Below are 24046 nucleotides of genomic sequence, written 5' to 3'. Positions count from 1 at the left end.
TGTTCAGACTCAGCCGTACTACGAGTTTGGTCTGTATCTTCAATACGCAGAATAAACTGACCGCCATGCTGACGGGCAAATGCCAAGTTAAACAACGCAATATAGGCAGTACCTACATGGGGATCGCCTGTTGGAGAAGGCGCAACACGAGTACGAACGGTCGTCATTGGTGTCCTTGAGGATAAAAATGAAATTTATGAATGGCCCGAATTATATACTCAGCGACCAGAACTCAGCCAGCGGTCATTGGAAAAAAACACCCCATAACAAACCTAGCAATGAATTTATCGACAATCTTTTGATACTCCGGCATTCCGTGCCTAGACTGAATACTGGTGCGCACACCAGCATAATAAAAATTATATTAGTATTTTATTGGTTCCTGATGAATTCCAGCCCTGTCGTCCAGCCTCAAATTATTAAACGTCTAGAAAACGAACGTAGTTTTCTAAAGACGCTTATTCAGCACCTTCCAGACCTGATCTGGATGAAAGATCAAGATGGCGTCTACTTGGCGTGTAACAAGGAATTTGAGCTTTTATTCGGTGCCACGGAAGAGGAGATCCTCGGAAAAACGGATTACGACTTTGTTGAAAAGGAACTTGCAGATTTTTTCCGCGCCCATGATAAGAATGCTATGGCCCGTCAGGTGCCTACAGTCAATGAGGAATGGGTAACCTATGCATCAGATGGCAGGGAAGTTTTTCTGGAAACCACCAAAACTGCAATCCATGACGATGAAGGTGCCATCATCGGTGTTCTGGGCATTGCCCATGACATCACAGAACGAAACAGACAGGCGGAACAATTATTCAGTAGTGAAAAACGGCTAAAAACAGCACAGCATCTTTCAAAAGTAGGCAGTTGGGAACTTGATTTTGGAAAGGACCAACTCTTCTGGTCAGAACAGGTCTATGCAATTTTTGAACTGGAACCTGCCGAGTTTTCACCCAGTTACGCCTCATTTCTGGAAATGGTACACCCTGATGACAGAGCGTTAGTCCACGATGCTTACCATCAATCTGTGGATGAAGGAGAAGCTTATCAAATCAGCCACCGATTATTGATCAATGGCAAAGTTAAATATGTTGAAGAACAGGGAGAAGCTGTATACGCGATAGATGGATCACCGATTCGCTTTGTAGGTACTATTCAGGATGTTACAGAACGCGTCCTTTACGAGATGAAACTTGACCGACTAGAAAGCATGGTCGACCACAGCCCGGATGGTATTTTTATAGTAGACGCCGACACAGCAAAAATTGTTGATGCCAACTTCGCTGCATATAACAACCTTGGTTACACCGAAGAGGAGATGAAACAGTTCTATGTCTGGGATGTGAGCACAGCTATAGACGACCTAGGCAGCTGGCTGGCTCGTGTACCAGGAATTATTGCTGAAAACGGCGTTCCATTCGAAGACAGGCATCAACACAAAGACGGCCATATAATCCCTATTGAAATTACCGCCAGTTATATTCAGGAGTCTGATGGCAACTTTTTCCTTACCACCAGCCGAGATATCAGCGAACGCAAGCAGGCTGAAAAGAAAATGCAGCACATGGCCTACCATGACTTGCTGACCAATTTACCCAACCGGGTATTACTATCCGACCGACTTCATCAAGCTATCTCTATGGCAGATCGAACAGAAGATATTCTTACTATCTGTTATCTGGATCTTGATGAATTTAAACCAATTAACGACCGGTACGGTCATGAAATTGGTGATGCGCTTCTGATTGAGTTCTCCCGAAGACTGGAAAAAGAACTGCGTGATACAGATACCCTGGCACGTTTAGGTGGCGATGAATTCATTCTCATGCTCACAGGGTTAGATTCTATCTACCAAGCTGAGGAGATTATTCAAAGAGTTCTCCACACCATTGAAGAACCCTTTGAAATAGAAAAACAGCGATTGCGTGTTTCGGGCAGTATCGGAGCAACAATCTATCCACATGACAGATCGGATCCAGACACTCTAATTCGTCATGCCGATCAGGCTATGTATAAAGCTAAGCAAGCCGGGAAAAATCAGTACTGCCTGTTTGATCCGGTTGAAGATCAAAAAGTACATGCCTATCGCAACGCGCTAAATGAGTTTGAGCAAGCTATTTCTGAAAACCAACTAACCCTGTATTACCAACCTAGAATCAATCTTCAAGATGGTACCCTTGCTTCAGTTGAAGCTCTGGTTCGTTGGAACCATCCAACAAAAGGATTCCTGCAACCAGGGAAATTTTTGCCATTGATCGAAGGATCTCCTTTGGAAGTAGCACTGGACGAGTGGGTACTTAAAACGGCTTTGGATCAACACATATGCTGGAGAGAAGAAGGGCAAACCCTTCCTATCAGTGTCAACATTAGTCCTCGCAATGTGCAACAAAAAAACTTCTGCGACCATGTGCATACTCTCCTTGAAGAATACCCCAAAGATGTTCCTAACAATCTGGAACTGGAAGTTGTCGAAACTGGCGCTATCGGTAACACATCACAGGTAGCGGAGTTAATGGAATCCTGCACTCGACTAGGTATCCAGTTCTCACTGGATGATTTCGGCACAGGTTACTCCTCACTCACTTATTTCCATCGACTACCTATCAGTATTCTTAAAATAGATCGCAACTTCGTTTGCGATATGCTGAAAAACCCTCAGGATCAGGACATAGTCGAGGGGGTAATACGTCTGGCACAGGCAATTAACAGACCTGTGGTTGCGGAAGGGGTAGAAAGTATTGAGCTGGGGATTATGCTACTGCAACTGGGTTGCCAGTATGCTCAAGGTTACGGCATCGCCAAACCCATGCCTGCAGATCAGATATTCCCTTGGTACGAAAAATTCAGTCGAAAAAGTTCATGGACGACTTTGCAGAATCAGCAATTCAGCCAAACCCGAGCATATGATCTGAATGTTGCGATCTTCACTCATCAAATCTGGCTGGAAAAAATCAAAGACTATCTGCATTCCAATATGCAAAGGAAACAACCTCTTCTGGATGGAGAAGATTGCCAATTCAGTTGCTGGCAGACAGGCATAGGCCAATATCGATACGGATCACATTCCTTGTTTAAATCTTTAAGGAAGATACACACAGACGTACATGAACACGCTTCGAAAATGGTCAACCTCGCCAATAAAGGCCAATTAGACAAGGCCTTGTCTATGATCGAAGAACTGGATGAAAAAGGAACGGAGCTTATCTACATTCTGACTAAGATTGCTCAGGATAACGATTAGCGCTAGAGCAGATAGTTTTCCCACAACACAGCGCCCCATATCAAGGCACCTATCGCTAATGAAACCATAACAACAGCTGAGCCAAGATCTTTAGCCAATCCAGCTAGTTCGTGAAACTCAGTACCCGCACGATCAACCACTGCTTCGATAGCTGAATTAACCAGTTCAAACGCCATGACCAACAAACAGGTGCTGATTAAAGCGGCTAACTGCATAGGTGACTCTGCTATAAAAAAAGCGAGGGGAATAAGCACAGCACTTCCCCATACTTCATACCTAAAGGCAGGTTCTAGCGAGTAAGCAGCTTTTAAGCCCTGCCAGGAATAAATCGTTGCATGGTAAAAACGTTTAAAGCCGGTATTTTTGCCTGTAAAACCTTTTTCCTGCTCACTCATAGAGGGTACAAACCTTATTTTAGGGGCTGCTAAATGCTAGAAAGCAAGGCTAGCATTTATACAACGCCGGGCTCAATAATCATCCCCATCTCACAATAAAAATTTCATGAATAACCCAAGCAAAATTTCTGCAATATTCAATTGCCAAGTAGCCCGTTACTGACAAGAATATGGCCACGGTTTACATCGTCTAACAAAAGAAGTTAAGCTACAGGGAGGAAGAATCAGACAGAAGCGCCAAGGAATGCACTACAGCACTAGTTACACCCTGTACAGGGCTGGTAATAACCTGAAATTGGAAGTTACCTACGACCTCCAATCAGATGACCGAGATATATCCTCGCTCAAAATACTCAAAATAAACCCAGCCGTTCGCCTTTCAGAAGATGAACAGGAAGAACTCAGCATCCATTGTTGGAGTGAGATGTCCATTCATCTGGGAAAAGCCCTACTTGATGAGCTGGAGCAGAGTAGTAATCCGCTCAAGATAAAACCGGTTGATGAAGCGCTATAACCCGAGACAGTATATAATCGCGGCTTTAATTTATAGTTTCAGTAGTAAATGACCGCATCAAAAGATTCTCTCGATCGACGCTTTACCGTTGCACCCATGATGGATTGGACCGACAGACATTGTCGTTACTTCCATCGAATTCTCAGTCGTCATGCTGTTCTCTACACCGAGATGGTGACCACCGGCGCATTGATTCACGCAGAGCCTGAACGATTCCTACGTTTCAATCAGGAAGAGCATCCAGTAGCACTTCAGCTTGGCGGCAGTAATGTAGCCGAACTTGCTCAATGCACAAAAATGGCCGAAGAATATGGCTACGATGAGGTTAACCTGAACGTTGGTTGCCCTAGTGACCGAGTACAGAACAATATGATCGGCGCCTGCCTGATGGCTCACCCACAACTGGTTGCTGAGTGTCTGGAAAAGATGCAGGAAGGCGTACAGATCCCAGTAACAGTCAAACACCGCCTCGGCATCGATGATATGGACAGTTACGATGAACTGGTTAACTTCGTAGAAACAGTTCAAGGTTCCGGCTGTAATGTCTTTATCATCCATGCCCGTAAAGCTATTCTTCAGGGGTTAAGCCCTAAAGAGAATCGAGATATCCCCCCTCTAAAATACGAGTGGGTGTATCGTATCAAGCAGGAATACCCTGAGCTTGAAGTTCATATCAACGGCGGTATAAAAACAATTGAGGAATGTCACACACATCTGCAACATGTCGATGGTGTAATGCTGGGCCGTGAAGCCTATCAAAACCCTTATTTGTTAGCAGAAGTTGATCAAGAGTTTTACGGCTGTACTGAAGAAAAGATCAGTCGCAAAGGCGCTGCTCTGGCGATGGTTCCTTATATCGAAAAACAGTTGCTACAGGGCACGCCTCTCAATCATATTCTGCGCCATATGCTTGGGTTATTTCATGCTCAGCGTGGCGGAAAACAGTTCAGACGCTTTATTAGCGAAAATGCGCATAAACCCGGAGCCGGAATTGATGTACTCTTTCAGGCACTAGAACGCGTATCTGATTAAAAAGTTGATTAAATTTGGATAGCGCGTAGCGGATAATTTAGGTAAAGAGACAAGATGAGTCAGTTAGAAAAGCTTAAACAGATTACAACCGTTGTTGCCGATACTGGCGATATCGAAGCTATAGCACGTTTTAAACCGGTTGATGCTACAACCAACCCTTCTCTGCTTCTGAAAGCAGCTGAATTACCGCAGTATAAAGAGCTACTGGTTACCGCTAAAGAGTGGGCTAACAACCAGGGCGGCAGTGAGCAGGAAGTTCTGGATAACATGACTGACTGCCTCGCAGTTGAGATCGGTAAAGAGATCTTGAAGATTGTTCCAGGTCGTATCTCCACAGAAGTGGATGCGCGCCTCTCTTTTGATACTGAAGCAACCCTTGAGCGCGCTCGTAAACTGATCAGCCTTTATGAAGAAGCCGGTATTGGTAAAGAACGGATTCTGATCAAGATCGCTTCTACCTGGGAAGGTATTCAGGCTGCTCGCCAGCTGGAACAGGAAGGTATCAACTGTAACCTAACACTACTGTTTAGCTTCGCCCAAGCGGCAGCTTGCGCAGATGCGGGTGTTTACCTGATCTCCCCATTTGTAGGTCGAATTCTGGATTGGTACAAAGCTAATCAAGAAGGTGATTTCACCGGAGCAAACGATCCAGGTGTTCAATCGGTAACAAGCATCTACAACTACTACAAAGCCAACGATTACAAAACGATCGTAATGGGTGCGAGCTTCCGCAATATCGGCGAGATCCAGGAACTGGCTGGCTGTGATCGCCTGACGATTGCACCAGCATTGATGCAAGAGTTGGAAGAATCTGGTGCAGAACTACCAACTAAGCTGTCTATAGAGTCTGCAGCATCTGAGCAAGGCCGTATGTCCCTCACAGAGTCTGAGTTCCGCTGGATGATGAACGAAGATGAAATGGCGACGGAAAAACTAGCACAAGGCATCCGTAGCTTTGCTGCTGACCAGGTTAAGTTAGAAAAGCTGTTGTCTGAATTGTAAAACCCACAAAAGACGCAATTTATAAAAGCTGATCATCTGCCATGAAGTAGATGGTCAGCCTCTACCCTCTCCAAGATTTTGTAAGCCATCAAAGTTTTCTAAATCTAGAACTGTTTGTGTCCAAGCTGAGATCTTCTATCAATACGGTATTTCTTTCCCAGCCCAATCAAAAACTTTTCCGCTATCTTGAGTTTGTAACGCCGAGATAACATCTAATAAATGGGATGCAGAAACCTCAGGGCTAAACAGCTGTTTCTCAGGAACATTTCGCTGAAAAGGTTCGGATAAAGCAGTATCCACGGTACCTGGATGGAGGCCACATATTACAGTTTGAGGTCGACTTCTGGCTGACTCGATAGATATGGTTTTAAGCAACATATTCAAGGCAGCTTTACTTGCTCTATAACTGTACCAACCACCTAAGCGGTTATCACCGATACTACCCACTCTTGCTGACAGTGCAGCTAATACAGCAGGTCCTTTTTTAGCTAGAAGGGGTAACAACTGCTGCGCAATTAAGGCCGGAGCAAAGGTGTTTATCGCAAAAAGCTTATTTAACTTGTCGAGGCTCAAGTCACGAAGGCTCTTCTCGGGCTGAAAGCTTTCACCATGCAACACACCCGTCGCCAGCAAAACAATATCGAGCCTCTCCCCTGACAAGGTAGCACCCAGTTGTTGGATACTGATTTCGTTTTCCAGATCTAAATAGCCATGGATTAATTTATCGTGGCAAACCGAGTGTTTTTCATGACAACGAGAAAAAGAGAAGATCTTCCCTACTTTAGGCTCAAGAAGTAATTCTCTTATTAAGGCGCTACCTATCCCACCGTTTGCACCGATAACAACGATTTGCAGCGAATCAGGAAATCTATCAAATCTACTCATAATTCATACATACGATCCATACCGATGAACCGATCACTGTCAGCTTTACGTATCTATATTTGGTAGAGGAGAAAAGAATGTCGACCAATAACAAACCAATTGTGTTTTATGATGGAAGCTGCCCTCTCTGTAAAAAAGAGATCAGCCATTACATCAAACTAGATAAAGCAGAAAACCTGATATGGTGTGATATCAGCAATGATGTTGCTCTCTTGGATTACTACGGTATCTCTTACGATCAAGCTATGAAGCGCCTCCATGCAGTCTCTTACGAAGGGAAGATTGTCATAGGCGTAGACGCTTTTTTGATGCTTTGGCTCCAACTACCTTATTACAGATATCTAAGCAGAACACTGAAGTTTTGGGGTCTGAACAAACCTCTAAATTACCTATACGTTAGATTTGCGGACTGGCGCTTCAGCAAGCAGCAATGTTCTGTGGCGGAAGGTAATAAATGTCGCAATAGCGATTAGTTTTCATGTGTCATCATTTAAGTCAGCCACTTACATTCAAGCTAAATAAGTGTGTTTAGACGTACTCTTGAAAAAGTGTTCTTACATCTATTCTTGCATTGAAACGTGAAGCCAACATATACAGGCCAGCCATTTTTCTATGCAGAAATAAAACATCGGGTGGTGGGGTGTGCCAGGCATCAGGGCTGCTGCTTATCGCCATGCCCTTGTCTTTTATTCGTGACGACAAATCTGACCCTGAAAAATCGTAAGTACCATCAGAACGTAATGGCTCTGTAGCGAGGATAAAGATATCAAGGATCGGTTCTAGATTTTTCACTTCTAGCCCCTGATTAAAAAAGCCCAGCTCATAAAGTGCATCACCTAAACGGGGTCTATCTGATTCCGATGCTGCCAATAATGCATTCAAGTACTGTGCTCTGAAGGTGCTCGAAAATGTACGCGTCGCTCCAAAATCAAGTAATGCAAGTTGCCTGGAGTCTGCGTTGTATAGGTAGTTGGCCATATTCGGATCAGTTTGAACGCAGCCATATCCAAGAAACTCAGCAAAAAACAGCTCCATCAACAACGAAATGACCCTATCTCTCTCTTCCTGTGAACTGTATCTCAGTGTTTCTAAACTTTGCCCTGATACAAAACTCATGCAGAGAATTTCTTCGGTTGAAAAACTGTCGTAGTACTCTGGCAAGAGCAGTTCTTCTCGTTTGCTAAAGCTGTTTATATGCTCTGAGTACTCGCGAATTTTTTGGCCTTCTGCGTAATAATCGGCCTCCTCTTTAAGTTGGTTTCTTGCCTCATCGACCAGAGGGGAAAGATCAACCTCTTTAGGAACCATGCCACTCATTCGAAGAAGTGAGAAGACATTATCAATATCGCTATCGATGCTTTTTTTAACCCCTGGGTATTGAATCTTAACAGCAAGCTCTAAACCTGACTTCGTTTTGGCTTTGTGAACTTGGCCTATGGATGCAGCGGCTATAGGGTCAAAACTAAAGCGTTCAAATTGATCTTGCCACTGCTCACCCCAGTTCTTCTCTAATACTTCTATCAACTGCAATGACGGCATAATCACAGCATCTGCTCTTAACCTATCCAAAATAGCTGCTAGTTCCGGTGGTAATAAACTTCCTGTGTCCATAGAAAGCATCTGACCAGCTTTCATCGCAGCCCCACGCATGGTGGCTAACTGGTCTGCCAGATCCTGAATATTTTTCTCGTTAAGTAACAGTTGCTTAACTTTTGGCTTTCGCCCATTGGCAAGCTCCTTACCGCCATCGATTAATAAATTCCCTGCAATTCGTCCAGCCAAACTTCCAAGCTTACCTAATCTAGCAGCCCGCGAAGCCGGTACAGCGATCTCTTTAAGATTACGATTCTGTTCCATTTGGTAGGTTATCTTTAATCAATTGATTTAAATTTTGATCATCAGGCTTGATGTGGCTTTTAAAGCTGCCAATTAAACGACCATCTGGAGTAATTAAGTATTTATGGAAATTCCACGCAGGATATTCACCCGCCATTTTTGCTAGAGATCTATAGAAGGGATCTGCATTAGCTTTGGCAGCATGTACCTTTTCAAACATAGGAAATTCCACGCTATAGGTGAGCCTGCAGAAATTAAGAATCTGCTTTTCAGTGCCCGGTTCCTGCCCCGCAAAATCATTTGATGGAAAGCCTAACACTACCAGTCCACTTTGCTTGTGAGTCCGGTAAAGCTTCTCCAACCCATCATACTGAGGCGTAAATGCACATTTGCTGGCCGTGTTTACAACCAGTAGGAGTTTGCCCTTGTAGGATTCACATAAATTCTCTTTGCGCTCGTCACCCAAACGCTTGAACGTGTAATTCAGAATTTCAGGGCATGATTGTTGTGGCACTTCATTGGCCTGGGCCGCCATAGAGAATAGCAGCCAAGTAAGTACTAACATTACCGAGGATGACATTATCCAGTTCATATCTTTTTCCTTTTCTATGTAATTTTCGTTACGAAAAAACAACAGAACCGGATTAGTAATAGCTACAGATCAGATGGAATAGTCCAACTGGTCAGGTTAAGGCACCAATGATCGAAACATCTTTTCTTTACGTATAGGTTATAAGAACTGCTTTAGAGGCAATCACTAACCAATTTTTCTAATCACTATGTTGCAAACTAATTCAATCAACCGCACTCACAGACTTTTTGGGTATTCAGGCCTGATCCCTTTTTTAGCATTACCGCTGGCAATCGCCATGTATGGTAATCAATATGATTTGTGGTTAATCAGTTACGCAGCGCTGATTTTCTCTTTTCTGGGTGGGATATTATGGATGGCATCTTTACAAGTTGAATTACCAAAACATACCTTATGGGTTTCCATAACAGCGATGCTTTGGGGGTGGTGCTGGGTATTATTTCCCGCTGTGTTTAACCTTCAAATGGCCGGGTTATCATTCCTCTTGCTCTGGCTATACGAAAAAAGCTTTCTAACTAAGGCATACTCGCCCTCTTTCTGGAAATTAAGAACCCATCTCACAGTCATAGCTGGCTCAGCTCTATTTGCGAGTGGTTTTCTATAATGCCGCATGACAGTTCCTCTATCCGGAATTTATGTCTCATCCTGGGTGATCAGCTTAATCACGACAGCGAGATTTGGAGCGGATTTGATCCAGATAAAGATTTAATAGCCTTTTTTGAAGTCGAAGAGGAATCGGTTACTCAGCTATCATCAAAGCAAAGAACTACCCTTTTCTTTAGTGCCATGAGGCATTTCGCTGAAGAGCTTAGAAATAAAAAGCTACCTGTTCACTATTCCACAATCGACGAAAAGAAAAACTCGTTTTCAACAACCCTGTTAGAACTGATTCACAAGTGTAAGCCAGAACAACTACGTGTAGTTCTTCCTGGTGACAGCCGAATTTTGGATGAGCTTAAGAAGCTATCAGCCCAACTGACAATTACTTTAGACGTCCTACCAGACAACCATTTTATCTCCTTGTCCGGCCAATTCAGCCAGTGGCTTGGCAAGCTTAAACAACCAAGAATGGAATATTGGTATAGGTTTTTACGCAAAGAACACCATCTACTGCTAGACGATGCGGGAAAACCTCTTGGTGGAAAATGGAATTTTGATCAGGAAAATAGGAAAAAATTTAGCAGCTCTGGGCCTAGCCATAAAGGGTTACAACCTACTTTTCCTGCAGATGAGATTACCCGTAACGTAATTGCTGATGTGAAAACACATTTGCCGAATCTACCGGGTAATTTAGAGTACTTTATTTGGCCTGTAAGCAGAAACGATGCGCTTAAGGCGCTCGATCACTTTATTGAAGAACGTCTACCTCTCTTTGGTGATTATCAAGATGCTATGTGGACTAATGAACCTTTTCTCTACCATGCCTGGCTATCTTCTTCACTTAACCTAAAACTGCTAAGCCCCTCTGAAGTAATCAGCAAAGCGATAGTTGCCTTTGAATCCGGGAAAGCACCTCTTAATGCGGTTGAAGGCTTCGTTCGTCAGGTTCTAGGGTGGCGAGAGTATGTCAGGGGGCTCTACTGGACCTACCATGATTCTTGGGGAGCCATGAATGAACTAGAGCACAACAATAAGTTACCTAGTTTCTACTGGACTGCTGATACCGAAATGAAATGTTTGCAGCAAAGTATTTCTCAGGTGCTCAATTACGGCTACGGTCACCATATCCAGCGCCTGATGGTCACCGGTTTATTTGCCTTGTTGAGCAAGGTTGATCCTCAAGAAGTTCATCGCTGGTATCTAGCGATGTATGTAGATGCTGTCGCTTGGGTAGAGGTGCCAAATACAATTGGTATGAGCCAGTTTGCAGATGGAGGGATATTTGCGTCTAAACCTTACATAGCGAGTGGTAACTATATCAACAGGATGTCTAATTACTGCACACAATGTCCATTCTCACCAGACAAAGCAACCGGAGAAAATGCCTGCCCTTTCACAACGTTATATTGGGCATTTATTCACGATAATGAAAACTGGCTAGTCAAAAATCCTCGGTTGGCAATGCAAGTTAAACACTGGAACAGGAAGAGCCCTGAAGATCAAAAAGCGATCTTATTAAATCGAAAAAAGTTGATCTCCCTTCTGCACATTGAAGCTGATTAAACACCAAACTAAAACCCAGAATCATCGCACTCCTGAAGTTTCACTAAAGCATTTTTCTGTAACTGTCTGACTCGTTCAATACTGACGTTAAGCTGATTAGAAATTTCTTCTAAGGTGTGCTCAGTTCTGCAATCGATACCAAAACGCATTTTTAAAACCAAATATTCCCTGTCTGACAATTTTCGACAGATTCTATCTAATAACCTGCGCTTGAGCCGTTGCTCCGAAAGAGACTCCGTTTTGTCCTTTCCATCCGGCAATAGCGATTCCAGCATAGAAGATTCCTCATCACTTCCGATACCCTGGTTCAGCGAAACAGGTTGTTCCGGGAAGGAATTAATCTTCTCTAGTGTTGCAATAGGTATACCCGTCAATGTTGAAAGCTCATCAATGCTTGGCTTCTTCCCATATTCATTGAGGTAACGTGAACTTACATTTTTGATAATGCTGAGTTTTTCTTGTAGATAACTTGGCCGGGAAATAGTGTGATATTTCTTTTGAAGTGCAGTTTTCAAGACATTCTGGATACACCAAAAAGCATAAGTAGAGAAACGAAACCCTTTATTAAAATTGAACAGATCAGCCGCTTTGAGTAAACCTACGTTACCTTCCTGAATAAGATCCTCATAAGAAACGCCACTACTTTTGAAACGGCTCGCAACGCTGTAAACCAGCCTTAGATTCTTCTCAATAAGCTCAGCACGATGATTGTAATAACGATTAAGGTGGGCTTTTAAATGAGGTGCATCCTTTATGATCTGCTCAGCAATTTCTACAAGTTGCTGACGCCCCAGAGAGAGGTTTTGCAGTAGAGTTATAAGATTACGTTTAACATTACTTTGGTCCTTGGAGTCTTCGTGTAAAAAGAGCATTACCGACAAAGTATCTATGAGGGTGATAGCGAGATTACCTAGGTATGTCGGTTCAACTTCATATTTCCAGCGCTTTGTTGCTGAACCGTCACTCCCTTGATAACTCTGGAGATATTTTTCTATAACCGTTGCCAGTTGATCCAAACCATAAGCAGAATTACAAATGCCGCAAATAATTGCCGACATTTCATCACCCATTTGCTTACCCAGGGTTCTCTCTTCATGAATACTTAAAAGCTCTATTCTGGAAATCTGTTGGCCATAAATATCTAAGGAAGTGGCTTCAGAGATATTATTAATGGAGGGATTTATCTGTAATCCATCAAAATCTAAATCGTTCATGTGTCACCTAACTATGTTTTGTTAGTTACGCGACTGAAGCCTTATTAGATCTTAAATTTACCCCCCTTTCAGGCGGCAAACCTTCTGGAGGTACTAAGACATTTGTGTGGACGCCGGCAGGATTTCTCTCTATGACTGCTCGAATATTTCCTAGCTGAATAAGGCCCCGGTATTGACGATCAGCATTTGGCAGAAAGCATAAATATGCGGGTTACTCATAAAGAAGAAAGCCGCAATATATAGCCATAAATGGATGGTGACCCAAAACAGAATCGGGTGTGCTCGGCGTTCTAATATTTCAAGAATATAGGTTTGCCCCGAGCTGATTCCCATCACAGCCCAGAGAAGCATAAATACTCCCCAGATAATGCCGGTATTGAGCACTAATTCGATGAAAATTAGGCCCAGGCCAAGGAAAGTCTTCCAAGGCAAATCCCTATCTACATTTGTTGATGGGTTCTGACTAGTATTAGCCGACTCACTTACAGGGCGAGGAGCGTTAACTTTCACACTATTAGGTGCTGAAGTTGCCATAAACACAGTCCTTAGTGATATATCAGGTTAATAATAAGTATCTTATCTTCAGCAACACGAAAGGCTGCCTGCGAAAAATTAGCCGGGGCCATCTTCCCAACGTTATTTGAGAATGAATAGCCTTCGATTGCAGTGCCGGTCTGATCAAACTGGTGATTACTGTTTTCATCATGGAACATCACCAGCGCATATTCACCAGGCGGTAGCTGACTGAAATGTAGTTCTCCAGTGAAATTCTCTGCTGATTTGATAATAGTTTGGATGCCTTGATCATAACGCTCATTATTAAAAGCGTCCGGTTGATCGAATAGCTGAGCGATGATCTGCCCCCTGGAATTTCGAAGCCCTTTGATTACAGCAGTCACACTAACATGTTCTGCTCTTTTACTTACCTGACTTTCACTCGGTTTAGCTTCCAGATCATTTCCCGTCTTGAGGGCAGCAGACCTATTCGTAGCTTGCTTTTCACCCCCTGGTAGTTCTTGTACAGCATCAGAAAAAGGTTCTGCCTTGGCTGTATGAAGATCTAAAGCCACCAGACCTAGAGTCATGACAGCACAGATCAGAGATGCATAAAGAATGGCACGTATCATGTTTCGTCCTTGCTAATTATTTAAACATTTCAGCAGCATCAGTTTCATGAAAACCACTGACAGGCACCTGAAATAAATGCTTAGCCAGATACTGATGAAAATCGATCACGATACGCTCTACATCCAATAGCGTACCTCCTTTATGGTGCTTCGAGCCCATCCCACTCTGGACCAGCTCGCAGATATCCTTGTCTTCCTGCAAAAACGCTGCGGCAAATTCTTCACCAGCTTTATCATTTTTATCGGGCGCATGTTCTGCCATTCCTCCGCCTTGAACAAAGCAATGCTCCGGCCCATCAGGTGTAACAGCAATCCAGTCAAATGATTCATATGTAAGAATTCCGATAAACCCCGGGGGCAGGAAAATCAGCATATAGTGATTAAGCGGTTCCGGGGTATTGCCAGAGAACAGTTTTGATAGGACGCTACGCTTCTCTACAATCTCACCACCCGTCAGACTCCAGTTAGCATCCCCGGCAATGTAATAGGCTTTCTTACTAGGCGTATTAATCTCCAGCGTATCGCGGTGAACCATAAACAGGTGGTAACTCTCGATCCCGTTTTCAACAGCCAGTTTCCAGTTGCTGTTCCAATGTTCGCAAGCCCCGCCATAGGCTTGGGTAAAACGCTCAACTTGATAGTGCTTCAGATAAGGATTGATCCCGTTCAAACTGCTCAAGAGATCACTAGGGTTATCAGACAAATTAATAAACAATAACCCCATCAACTCTTGCAAAGCGTACTTAGGCAATTCATGTCTCTGCTTATCAACACATTTTGCTGCATCAAAAGGGACACCTTTGAGTTCACCATTATCAGCATAAGTCCAAGCGTGGTAAGGGCACACAATATTTTTCTCAATGTGACCAAATCCTGAAGACAACAAGGGTGTACCGCGATGACTGCAGTTATTAGACATTGCCCGAATATGACCATCCTTGCCATGCACTACAGCAATCGATTCCCCCGCCAGGGTAAAGGCAAAATAGTTACCTACCTCGGCTAACATGCCTGTAGCACAGACAAAAACCCATTGTTGATGGAAGATTTTTTCGGCTTCCAGTTCTGCAACCTGGCCATCTTTATAAACAGAAAAAGGCAAGCTACATGCATCACCCAGAGGCTGTCTGGCTGCTTCCTTATATTGTTCAAAAAGTTTTGTCATATTCAGACCCTTAAAAAATATGAAACACTCGTGTATCATATCAGAAGAACATTTATGATACAGCACTGTCTCACTACAGGATTAAACCGTGACTGATAGACGGATAAAAAAATCACAGCGAGCGCTGCTGGATGCAAGCTTTCAGGTGTTACTACTCAATCCACATGCGTCTTTAAGCGAAATAGCTAGCCAAGCTAATGTTGGGCGCGCAACGCTGTATAGACACTTCCCTACTCGGGAAGATTTGATATCCGCCATTGCTATTGAGTCATTAGATCTTATTCAAGAAGGGATGGAACCCATTCTCTCCGGTGAATATGAGGGTAAAAGCGCTATCCGAAAAATGATCACATCCTTGCTGCCACTCGCCGACCGCTTCCATTTTCTGCAGATGGTATGGACTCTGGTGGAACTTGATCAGACGTTTCTGGAGCTGTATGAGAAGCAGATGAGTACGATTAAACAGTGGATAATTCAGGGACAAAGCGAGGGTGAACTCAATTCAGATTTAACCCCAGACTGGATAGTCTCAGTCTTAGACAGCATGCTTTACAGCGCGTCCTGGATGCTTTCGCAAAAAATGATGAGCCAAGAGCAAATCGAACAGCAACTTATACAAACTCTCTTCAAAGGGATTCAATCCGAATAACCAAAGAGCTAGTAGAGCAAGATCTCTGGCATAAACATACTTAATTCAATTATCTGGAATCTCAACTTTAGAATTTAAACCGCTTTAAATTATTGGCCACGATGATCCTGACTATACTGATCTCTATAGCCCACTGTTTGCTGGATGAGGAGATAGGTTATGGATGGTTTAGTACTCCCCCACCCCAAAGTGATGCTGTTCGACTGGCATGGCACATTGGTCAATACCCATGAAGCGATGTATGCCGCCATTGAGGATATGCTGGCTCAATTGGATGAGCTTGATCTGGTGCGTCATATTCTCCCTGAGGAAGAAGCCAATTCTGAAGATGATGAGAAGCTGATTCGCTATATCCGCATTTACCGTCATCTTCACCCAAGAGTTCTCGCTGAACAGCGTATCTCCCGTACCGATGTGTTTGAGGTCCTGTTTGGAGACAATGACGAAGCCAACGCGATCGCCCACAAAGCCTACAACGACTGTTATCGGAACCATTACGGCAGTGTAAAACCGTTCCAGGCAGGCATGTATGAATACCTGACCTATCTAAAGCAGCTGGGTATCAAAATTGGTGTAGTAACCAATCGCAGCCGTGAATTTCTGGATCCTGAGTTGGCCTCTGTTGAAGGAGGTCGCTGGCAGGAACTTTTTGATGTCACTCTATGTGGCGATGAGATGTGGCGTTATAAACCTGCTGCAGACTCCATGGTACAGGCTAGCAAAGCTGTAAATGAACTAACCGACAAGCACCTTTGGTACGTAGGCGATAGCGTGACCGATATGATGACCGCTACCAAAGCTGGTGTTACCCGGGTTTTCTACAACGGTGCATTATGGTCGCCCCATTGGTTTGAACAACATTTCTCCAATCAGGCCAAACACCAGTTTGACCCTGAGATAATTGTGGATGACTTCGACGAGTTACTGGATATTGTGCTGGACAGTAAAGAACATCACTTTGACCAAACTCTAGTTGAGCAACGCCCTGCCCGATTACCCCCGCGCCAACCCCTACCAGAACGCGTTGAGCCCGACTGGCACCCAGCCATAGCATCGCTAACTTATCCTTCGGTCGTTTTGTTCGACTGGCATGCAACACTTGTGGATACTTTGGATGCGATGTATCACGCAGTTGATGATATGTTGAAAGAACTACGTGAGCTGGGCTTACTGGAACACCTGGTGGATTCAGCCTCTTGCAAGTCTCCAGATGATCAACGTCTGGTTGACTATGTAAGAGATAATCTCAGCCTTCACCCTAAAATAAAACTGGACCGAAAAATCTCCCGCACTGATATTTTCGAAATATTGTTTGCTGATAATGAAGTGGCAAAAAAACTGGCTCATAAAGGGTTCACCGACCACTACCGAAAATACTTTGGCACCGCCCTACCCTTTGAGCCCAAAGTCGCTGATATGTTGGCAGGGCTGCGCAAACTTGGTTTAGTGGTTGGTGTTATCACAAATCGCGACCGGGAGTTTTTTATGCACGAGTTAAATACGGTTGATAACGGTTGGGCGCATCTGTTCGATACCGAAATCTGTGGTGACGATACTGTTCAACGAAAACCCCATACAGATCAGATTCTTAAAGCCGCTGAAAACCTGAATTGCCAATTAGGGAAAGAGATCTGGTACGTAGGTGATAGCACCACTGACGTTATCGCAGCCAAATCCGCAGGCATTACCAGTGTGTTCTTTAATGGCGCCCAATGGGATCAACCTTGGCTAAATAAGATTTTCCCTGGAACCGAACGTTACCCCTATAAACCCGATGTCGTAGTCAACGATTTTTCTGAGTTCTGGGCCATGGTGCTCGCATGCAGAAGCAAGTAATCTTTTAGAAATCTATTCAAATATCCGTGCAGAGCGATCTATGCATAAGTCTTGCCCTCACTGTCATAAGACAATCGAGAAGACTGGCGCAATTTATTGCCCTCATTGCCACAGACTTCTGCCTAAGCATGAAGATGAGCAGGATCAGGAAGTTAAGGCCAACATTGTGCATAAAACAGAGGGCAATATAAAAGAGGCCAATAAAACAGAAAGCACCCACTCTTTTTCTGAATCCGCTTCTTCACAAAGGGGGCTACAAAATAACGTTACCCCCTCAAAAGCTACCCTTAGATCCAATCTGACTTATCCTGCTGGTTTTTCCGCGGTCATGAAACAAGATAAAGGCGTCTGGTCGTTACTAGCAGCAAACCTGATCACCTTATTAGTTGCGTTGTTTGAAGGCTGGGAACTGCACTATCTTATGACCATCTATCTGGCCCAGAGCATCATGATCGGAGCCGGTAATTTCATCAGAATGCTGAATCTGGAACAGTTTGATCCAAGTGGCTTTAAGATGAATGGCAAACCGGTAAAAGAAACTCCGCAAGCTAAAAAACAGGTCGCGATTTTCTTCCTGATTCATTTTGGTTTTTTCCATTTCGGCTATGGAATATTTCTCATTGCCCAATACAACATGCAAAACCTGCCCTGGTTCTCCACCATCCTGCTCTCCTTGGTATTTGCAGTTCAGCAATGGGCGAGCGTAAAAGACGACATTAGAGAAGATAGAGACAGAAGACCTAATATTGGAACAATGATGTTCCTGCCCTACGCCAGAATAGTACCTATGCATCTGATGATTATCATAGGAGGTATGTTTGCCGGCACTATGCTGGGTGTGTTGCTGTTTTTGCTTTTAAAGATCGCCGCCGACCTTCTAATGTATGTTATCGAACTCTATGCCCTGTACCCTAAACAGAGAAAACTACCTGGATAGCTTGATAAAGCTGCCAACCGTTTAGTAGAAAACTCTTCAATATCCCAGCCCTTGAGGTTTAAACTCGCGCCGCTACACGGTAGAATTTTCCCCTTTTAAGCAGTCTATGGAAGATCACAATGGGTCGAGCCTATCAAAACCGCAAAGAGTCGATGGCAAAAACATCTGATGCCAAGGCAAAGGTTTACAGTAAATTCAGCCGTGAAATCTATGTAACAGCTAAATCCGGTGGTATCGAAGTCGAAGGCAACTTGGCACTAGCGGGCTTAATTGAGCGTGCGAAGAAAGCTCAGGTTCCTGCACACGTTATCGATAAAGCCTTAGATAAAGCTAAAGGCGGCGGCGGTGAAGACTTCTCTGAAGCACGTTACGAAGGTTTTGGCCCAGGTGGCTGCATGGTTATCGTGGAATGCCTGACTGACAACCCTAACCGTACTTTTGGTGATGTGCGTAACTGCTTCAACAAGACCAAATGTAAGATCGGTTCTCAGGGCAGTGTGAGCCACATGTTCGATCACAGTGCGATCTTTGTGTTCGATGGTGATGACGAAGATGCTGTGCTGGAAGCGCTGATGATGGAAGATGTTGATGTTACCGACATCGAAGCAGAAGATGGGAAAATCACAGTCTTTGCACCGCATACTGAATATTTTAAAGCGAAAAAAGCACTAACAGATAACATTGAAGGTCTGGATCTGGACGTGGATGAAATCCAATTCGTACCTCACAATGCATCACCGGTTTCTGGTGATGATGTGCCAATGTTTGAGAAATTTATCGATATGCTGAATGACCTGGACGATGTTCAGAACATTTATCATAACGCTGAAATCTAATTGATATTTCAGACATAAAAAAGCCCGCATGCTCTATCAGAGCTGCGGGCTTTTTTGTAAGAAGTAAAACTTACTTCATGTTGTTCATCTCTTTGAACTTAGCCATCAGAGCAACAGGCTGTTTTTTCTTGTTGCTTTTGTTCAGTACAAATACAACTGTCTGACCCTGTGGGCCTGCAGCGATCTGAGTGAAACGGTATGGAGCTTCGCCTACAGTACGTACGTCTTCCATATCTTCCAGTGTACTGAATACGTACAGACGGCCATCTTCGCCACGCATTTCACCGTAGAAGCTTTCAGCAGCTTCCAGCTTACCGTTGTACATATCGATGCCAGCGATACCGGAAGTCTTCTTCTTATCTTTGCCTGTCAGGCCGAATACCAGTGTTTCACCTTTTGGGCCACCCGCGATGAAAACTTTACGGTATGAAGTTTCACCAACTGTCAGAAAAGACTGATAAGTAGCAAAATCATCAAATACATAGTGACGACCTTCATGCATTACTTCGTACAGATCATCGTTGTTTAGATTAACAGCAGCCTTTTTTTCAACTGCTTCAGGCTTAGCCTGGTGAGTGTGACAGCCTGTCAGAGCAACCATAGCACCTGCAACCAGTGCGCCTGTAATCAGTTTTTTCATGGGAGAAGCCTCATTGAAATTCAGTACACTTAAAATTCTGGCGAAGACTGTACTGAACCAATGTGACAAGAAGGTTTAGGATAGGTGACAAAAATATTTCAGTTTGTTTCATCCATCAAACTGAAGGTCAAAAATGTAGTAAACAGGAACATAGTTACGATTAGAGGTGGGTATGGAAACAACAGCATCAGCGACAGCATACCAATCCATAACAGCTTTGCTTTACTGCGTTTAGCTCTGTGTTTCTTAGTGAAGAAACGACGATAGAAGTGTCCTTCATCGGGCGTGCGATCCTGCATCCAACCAGGCGCCACTAATAAAAACAGAAATTCGAGTAGATGTAAAAGCATAGGGGTAAGCCCATTTCATAGGTTACCCCTTCAGAATAGGGGATAGATCAGTAATCTGCCACGCGATAAAGCACAGAATCGTGATATCCGGTAGTAACCGGGATCACACCAGACAACTGTCGGTTAAGCTCTGGGTCTCCACTATCAACAATCAGAGGGCGGCCTTCCAGCTTAGTAAGTTTAGTTTTAGTCGCTATGACGTTGATGTTCTGCTTGCCTATCCGTTTCAGAAGTTCAGGGCTGAGCTGTTGATTCCCACGACCGATAATATGCCCCTGCCCACCGATTAATGTAATGACCAATTGGCACTCTTCATCTTCGGTGAATTCAAGCAGCTGTTGCGCGGTGCAGTCACTGGCAATCAGTTCATTATCACGAATCAGGTCCACACCCAGCAATGTATTAGGCAAACCCATCTGTTCCATAACTGCAGCTACCGTTGAGCCAGAACCCATCACGTAGTAAACATCAGGTTCCATTTTCTCAATAACATCGGCAGCTATATCATCTAGCACCAGCTCTTCGGACTCACGACCACCGTTCTTAACATGTTGTAAAAATCGATGCTCTTGCGGTACGAGTAGCTCACCGTAATATTTAGCGCGAACCGTACCTTGGCGAAAGGCGTCCTCATCAATATCGCGCACTTCCTGATCACCCAATGTGACCAACTCCCCTTTAACCAACATAGCAATAATTTCGCCCGCCGCTTTTGGGGTAACCGCATAAACTCCTGAATGGATTTTTACTCCCGCAGGGATACCTAATACAGGCACTTCTTCAGCAATCGCTTCACAGATATTGCGAGCTGTACCATCGCCACCAGCAAATAAGACAATATCGACGCCTTCGGAAACCAGAGCTTTAGCCGCTTCTATCGTATCTTTCGCCGAGGTATGGCCGGATTCAATTTGACCAATCACCTGTGGATCAAAGCCCGCCTGTGATGCGATATCAGCACCCATCTCTGCAGGATAGGTAATAATCTTCACGTCAAGACCAGTCAGTGTTTCTAAAGCTTGAAGGGTTCTGACACCCGCCTTAGGCTCAGCACCTAACGCCAAAGCCTTACGTGCTGTCTCCTCGCCATCACTGCCTTTAAGTGCAACACTGCCGCCAACACCCGCCAGCGGGTTGATAATTAGACCAAGCTTAAACACTTACGATCTCCAAATGCCCCGTTTCAATCAGGAACTGTTGGTATACAAAACTGGTCAGGATAAGATGGGTTTCATCATCCAGTTCCAGAAACTCAAGACCGTGGCTAAGGACCTTGGTGATCCCCTCTTCTGAAGGAGTCACACTACGAATCAAAGCAGGGGTAAGCACTACTTGATCAACACCCGCTACCTGAAAACGGGTAGTCACAAACAGTTTGTCACCCACTTTACCCAAAGCCACAGGCGCATCAACACAAGCACCTTTGATGCTGATATCAGTGCAGTACGAAGTTACCGGCCAGTCATGGCGCAGTCCACTATCCGGTTCGTATTCATCGACAGAAACCACCAGATTAACGGGTACTCGGGTATGACTACGAATACGGCGAACTTCAGTATCTTTGGGGTATTCCAGATGCCAGTACGGATAAGGATTGGACTGAATTTTCAGAACCTTTGCACTGAAAGCACAGATATAATTTCCGCTCATCAGCCTTACAGTTACACGGGCGCCCTCGTTAATAGAGCTGGCCTTCTTTGGCGCAGAAACCATCAGACTACTTGCTTCGCGATAGCCTAAGAGTTGTACAGAATACCGGCCACGTGGAGTACGCGTTTCGATCTGTACTTTTTCACCAATACGAGGATTTAATTCAGCCAGAGTACGGACGTTCTTCAGCTGTTCAAGTGCTTCTGCCATTCAGCGTAACTTATTATTCTTTTCTGGTTATTCTTGTGCGGAAAATAACGTGCTTTATCAATACGCTATAGCTTACGGGATTTACTCATTATCTGCGAGCTGAAAACCCATCGCTGCAAGCAGTTCTGGCTGCTTAGGATTATGAATAGTGAGAGATGATAGCTCACGCCGTACACGATACTGTTTTCGCAGTTGATCAAACGCTTCACGCTGCTTATCTTCTGGGTGAATCATGGTATCTCTCAGGTTCTTGTCATCAATATTCTGGTCGTAGACTTTCTGAATCAGCTGCAGAGTCGTCAAGTCACTCTGATCGATATGGGCTAGTTCTGGCTCAGGTAGGAAATCTTCAAGTCGCTTATTAACAGACTGACCAATATGTTCACAGTAAGCCTGATACAACATATAGGTGCCACGAATTTTCCCATCCAGGCTATAACCCGCTATATGCGGAGATACACGACTACAACGTTGCGCCAGCTCCCCGTCGACCGATGGCTCGTGCTCCCAAACATCAAGCACAAAACTTAAGTCGGGACGTTCTTGTCCAACTTGATACAGAGCCTGATTATCGATAACAGGGCCTCTACCGGCATTTAACAGCACTGCCCCTTGTCGAAGGCGTTTAAGCTCTGCTTCGGAGAAAAGGTGATAACTTGGACAATCACCCTCACGCGTTAACGGTGTATGTAAGCAGATAAAATCGGCTTCACTTATCAACTGATCCAGTTCGACAAAGCCCGCTTCTTGTTTGGCTCGTGGAGGGTCATTCAACAGCACATTAAATCCACATTGCTGCAAACGCTTTTGTAACCTGCTACCGACGTTGCCAACACCAACAATGCCATAAGTTCGGTTCTCTGGTGCAAAGCCCTGCTCTTGCGCCAAACTGAAAATTGAGCTGATAACATAATCAACTACCGCTTCCGCATTACAACCCGGAGCATTACTGAAACCAATCCCCTCTTGTTGAAGGTAGGTTTTATCAATGTGATCAGTACCGATGGTCGCAGTGCCTACAAAATTCACTGTGCTATTTCCCAGCAATGCTTGATTAACCTGTGTAATTGAACGCACCAGTAACAAGTCAGCATCATATAATTCCGCGGCATCAAGATTACGTCCTGGGCGCAAAATTACTCCACCAAACTCTGAAAAAATCTCCTCAACCTGAGGCATATTCTCATCAGCAACTATTTTGAGTTTTGGGCTTGGCAATTTCTTGGTCTCCGGGCTTTACATCACATAGATTATCAGGCTCAATGCGCGCATTCTAACAGACCTCTAGCAGCCGTGTGGCTTCCTCTGTAAAGAGAGCTTAAATATAAACTCAGGACAAACCGAAATTGATCTCTCGCTGGAAAAAAAACCAGGAATTTTACATTGTCAGGATGTATCAGGATCTGATCGGTGACTGGATCGTCACGCAAAGCTGGGGCAATGCTGCTCTTGATATCTCGTCTTGTCGTCATAATGTTGCTTCATCTTATGACGAAGCACGTAAGCTCGTACGTAAGCTTAGTAAGCAACGTAAAGCAGATGGATTCCGGCGCTTAGCTCGTCAGGAAACTCAATTAGGTTTCGATTTCTTCCTTTCTCATGAAAGCTCTCCATCCTCTATAGATACCTCTGTTCCAGCAGCACAATCCTAGTATTTTCCCCGTTTGAACAATCACTCAACTTAATACAGGCTTATTTTGTGTAAAAATCAGCCACTATCCATACTAAAGTACAGCATTTCAGGGCAAACCCTAATGCTATATTGCAGATACTCG

General features: G+C 44.2%; 26 protein-coding genes. 12 read left to right on the top strand and 14 right to left on the bottom strand.

The window, feature by feature from the left end; genetic code table 11:
- Positions 1-167, bottom strand: a 167-nt coding sequence (locus GY843_RS07455) for a glutamate--tRNA ligase family protein (protein ID WP_297308118.1), incomplete at its 3' end; no start/stop codon positions are given.
- A 218-nt stretch (positions 168-385) separates the two neighbouring features.
- Between GY843_RS07455 and GY843_RS07450 the strand changes: the two genes are divergently transcribed.
- Entirely contained in the window at positions 386-3238 is a 2853-nt protein-coding gene (locus GY843_RS07450; RefSeq protein ID WP_297308116.1) for an EAL domain-containing protein, read from the top strand.
- 2 nt (positions 3239-3240) lie between these two features.
- On the opposite strand, the gene GY843_RS07445 is transcribed toward GY843_RS07450, so the two are convergent.
- Positions 3241-3633 (bottom strand): diacylglycerol kinase, encoded by a 393-nt coding sequence (locus GY843_RS07445; RefSeq protein ID WP_297308114.1) that lies wholly within the window; start codon positions 3631-3633, stop codon positions 3241-3243.
- 244 nt (positions 3634-3877) lie between these two features.
- Here GY843_RS07445 and GY843_RS07440 point away from each other — a divergent pair, with 244 nt between their 5' ends.
- Genes GY843_RS07440 through tal form a run of 3 tightly spaced genes read left to right on the top strand, consistent with a single transcriptional unit; the run spans position 3878 to position 6181 of the window.
- The gene (locus GY843_RS07440) at positions 3878-4147 is read left to right on the top strand and encodes a hypothetical protein (protein ID WP_297308112.1); all 270 of its coding nucleotides are present in this window, start codon (positions 3878-3880) and stop codon (positions 4145-4147) included.
- Between the two features lie 48 nt (positions 4148-4195).
- Positions 4196-5179, top strand: coding sequence for a tRNA dihydrouridine(20/20a) synthase DusA (gene dusA, locus GY843_RS07435; protein WP_297308111.1), 984 nt, complete (start codon positions 4196-4198; stop codon positions 5177-5179).
- 54 nt (positions 5180-5233) lie between these two features.
- Positions 5234-6181, top strand: a complete 948-nt coding sequence (tal, locus tag GY843_RS07430; RefSeq protein WP_297308108.1) for a transaldolase — start codon at positions 5234-5236, stop codon at positions 6179-6181.
- 138 nt (positions 6182-6319) lie between these two features.
- Here tal and GY843_RS07425 read toward each other — a convergent pair whose 3' ends face one another.
- Entirely contained in the window at positions 6320-7066 is a 747-nt protein-coding gene (locus GY843_RS07425) for an SDR family NAD(P)-dependent oxidoreductase (protein WP_297308107.1), read from the bottom strand.
- Positions 7067-7143: 77 nt separating this feature from the next.
- On the opposite strand from GY843_RS07425, the gene GY843_RS07420 reads away from it, so the two are divergent.
- Positions 7144-7539 (top strand): thiol-disulfide oxidoreductase DCC family protein, encoded by a 396-nt coding sequence (locus tag GY843_RS07420; RefSeq protein WP_297308104.1) that lies wholly within the window; start codon positions 7144-7146, stop codon positions 7537-7539.
- 55 nt (positions 7540-7594) lie between these two features.
- On the opposite strand, the gene GY843_RS07415 is transcribed toward GY843_RS07420, so the two are convergent.
- Both GY843_RS07415 and GY843_RS07410 read right to left on the bottom strand, forming a co-directional pair.
- A complete protein-coding gene (locus GY843_RS07415; protein ID WP_297308103.1) occupies positions 7595-8923 on the bottom strand; it encodes an AarF/ABC1/UbiB kinase family protein in 1329 nt (442 codons plus the stop codon).
- The gene (locus GY843_RS07410) at positions 8907-9494 is read right to left on the bottom strand and encodes a glutathione peroxidase (protein WP_297308101.1); all 588 of its coding nucleotides are present in this window, start codon (positions 9492-9494) and stop codon (positions 8907-8909) included. The genes GY843_RS07415 and GY843_RS07410 overlap by 17 nt, the downstream gene beginning before the upstream one ends.
- Before the next feature lie 187 nt (positions 9495-9681).
- Here GY843_RS07410 and GY843_RS21020 point away from each other — a divergent pair, with 187 nt between their 5' ends.
- Positions 9682-10098, top strand: a complete 417-nt coding sequence (locus tag GY843_RS21020) for a DUF3429 domain-containing protein (RefSeq protein ID WP_367183815.1) — start codon at positions 9682-9684, stop codon at positions 10096-10098.
- Positions 10098-11657 carry a cryptochrome/photolyase family protein gene (locus GY843_RS07405; RefSeq protein ID WP_297308098.1) on the top strand — a complete coding sequence of 520 codons (1560 nt, stop codon included), beginning with the start codon at positions 10098-10100 and terminating at the stop codon, positions 11655-11657. Before GY843_RS21020 ends, GY843_RS07405 begins: the two co-directional genes overlap by 1 nt.
- Positions 11658-11665: 8 nt before the next feature.
- Here the strand turns inward: GY843_RS07405 and GY843_RS07400 are convergent, their stop codons facing one another.
- The 4 genes from GY843_RS07400 to GY843_RS07385 form a co-directional block, all read right to left on the bottom strand.
- Complete coding sequence (locus GY843_RS07400) at positions 11666-12871, bottom strand: RNA polymerase sigma factor RpoD/SigA (protein ID WP_297308096.1); 1206 nt, start codon at positions 12869-12871, stop codon at positions 11666-11668.
- 150 nt (positions 12872-13021) lie between these two features.
- Entirely contained in the window at positions 13022-13405 is a 384-nt protein-coding gene (locus tag GY843_RS07395; protein WP_297308094.1) for a hypothetical protein, read from the bottom strand.
- A gap of 11 nt (positions 13406-13416) precedes the next feature.
- Positions 13417-13998: a DUF2141 domain-containing protein gene (locus tag GY843_RS07390; RefSeq protein ID WP_297308092.1), complete on the bottom strand. Its 582-nt coding sequence runs from the start codon at positions 13996-13998 to the stop codon at positions 13417-13419.
- Between the two features lie 16 nt (positions 13999-14014).
- Positions 14015-15163 carry an aromatic ring-hydroxylating dioxygenase subunit alpha gene (locus tag GY843_RS07385; RefSeq protein WP_297308090.1) on the bottom strand — a complete coding sequence of 383 codons (1149 nt, stop codon included), beginning with the start codon at positions 15161-15163 and terminating at the stop codon, positions 14015-14017.
- Positions 15164-15251: 88 nt separating this feature from the next.
- Between GY843_RS07385 and GY843_RS07380 the strand changes: the two genes are divergently transcribed.
- From GY843_RS07380 to GY843_RS07365, 4 genes are all read left to right on the top strand, one after another.
- Positions 15252-15812, top strand: coding sequence for a TetR/AcrR family transcriptional regulator (locus tag GY843_RS07380; RefSeq protein ID WP_297308088.1), 561 nt, complete (start codon positions 15252-15254; stop codon positions 15810-15812).
- A 159-nt stretch (positions 15813-15971) separates the two neighbouring features.
- Positions 15972-17648 carry an HAD family hydrolase gene (locus GY843_RS07375; protein ID WP_297308086.1) on the top strand — a complete coding sequence of 559 codons (1677 nt, stop codon included), beginning with the start codon at positions 15972-15974 and terminating at the stop codon, positions 17646-17648.
- A 166-nt stretch (positions 17649-17814) separates the two neighbouring features.
- Complete coding sequence (locus GY843_RS07370) at positions 17815-18585, top strand: DUF6498-containing protein (protein ID WP_297308084.1); 771 nt, start codon at positions 17815-17817, stop codon at positions 18583-18585.
- Between the two features lie 119 nt (positions 18586-18704).
- Positions 18705-19421 (top strand): YebC/PmpR family DNA-binding transcriptional regulator, encoded by a 717-nt coding sequence (locus GY843_RS07365; protein WP_297308082.1) that lies wholly within the window; start codon positions 18705-18707, stop codon positions 19419-19421.
- Positions 19422-19491: 70 nt separating this feature from the next.
- Here the strand turns inward: GY843_RS07365 and GY843_RS07360 are convergent, their stop codons facing one another.
- From GY843_RS07360 to pdxB, 5 genes are all read right to left on the bottom strand, one after another.
- On the bottom strand, positions 19492-20061 hold the full coding sequence (locus tag GY843_RS07360) for a hypothetical protein (protein ID WP_297308080.1): 570 nt from the start codon (positions 20059-20061) through the stop codon (positions 19492-19494).
- 98 nt (positions 20062-20159) lie between these two features.
- The gene (locus GY843_RS07355; protein WP_297308078.1) at positions 20160-20360 is read right to left on the bottom strand and encodes a hypothetical protein; all 201 of its coding nucleotides are present in this window, start codon (positions 20358-20360) and stop codon (positions 20160-20162) included.
- A 98-nt stretch (positions 20361-20458) separates the two neighbouring features.
- Positions 20459-21571 (bottom strand): ATP-NAD kinase family protein, encoded by a 1113-nt coding sequence (locus tag GY843_RS07350; RefSeq protein ID WP_297308076.1) that lies wholly within the window; start codon positions 21569-21571, stop codon positions 20459-20461.
- Positions 21564-22271 (bottom strand): flagellar brake protein, encoded by a 708-nt coding sequence (locus GY843_RS07345; RefSeq protein WP_297308074.1) that lies wholly within the window; start codon positions 22269-22271, stop codon positions 21564-21566. Before GY843_RS07345 ends, GY843_RS07350 begins: the two co-directional genes overlap by 8 nt.
- 81 nt (positions 22272-22352) lie before the next feature.
- Positions 22353-23489, bottom strand: a complete 1137-nt coding sequence (gene pdxB / locus GY843_RS07340) for a 4-phosphoerythronate dehydrogenase PdxB (RefSeq protein WP_297308072.1) — start codon at positions 23487-23489, stop codon at positions 22353-22355.
- A gap of 128 nt (positions 23490-23617) precedes the next feature.
- On the opposite strand from pdxB, the gene GY843_RS07335 reads away from it, so the two are divergent.
- Positions 23618-23923 (top strand): hypothetical protein, encoded by a 306-nt coding sequence (locus tag GY843_RS07335; protein ID WP_297308070.1) that lies wholly within the window; start codon positions 23618-23620, stop codon positions 23921-23923.
- Positions 23924-24046: the final 123 nt, after the last annotated feature.

The organism is Neptuniibacter sp. (assembly GCF_024231755.1).
Lineage (GTDB): Bacteria > Pseudomonadota > Gammaproteobacteria > Pseudomonadales > Balneatricaceae > Neptuniibacter.
The sequence above is the reverse complement of the archived record's forward strand: the minus strand, read 5'-3'. Positions and strand labels throughout refer to the sequence as shown.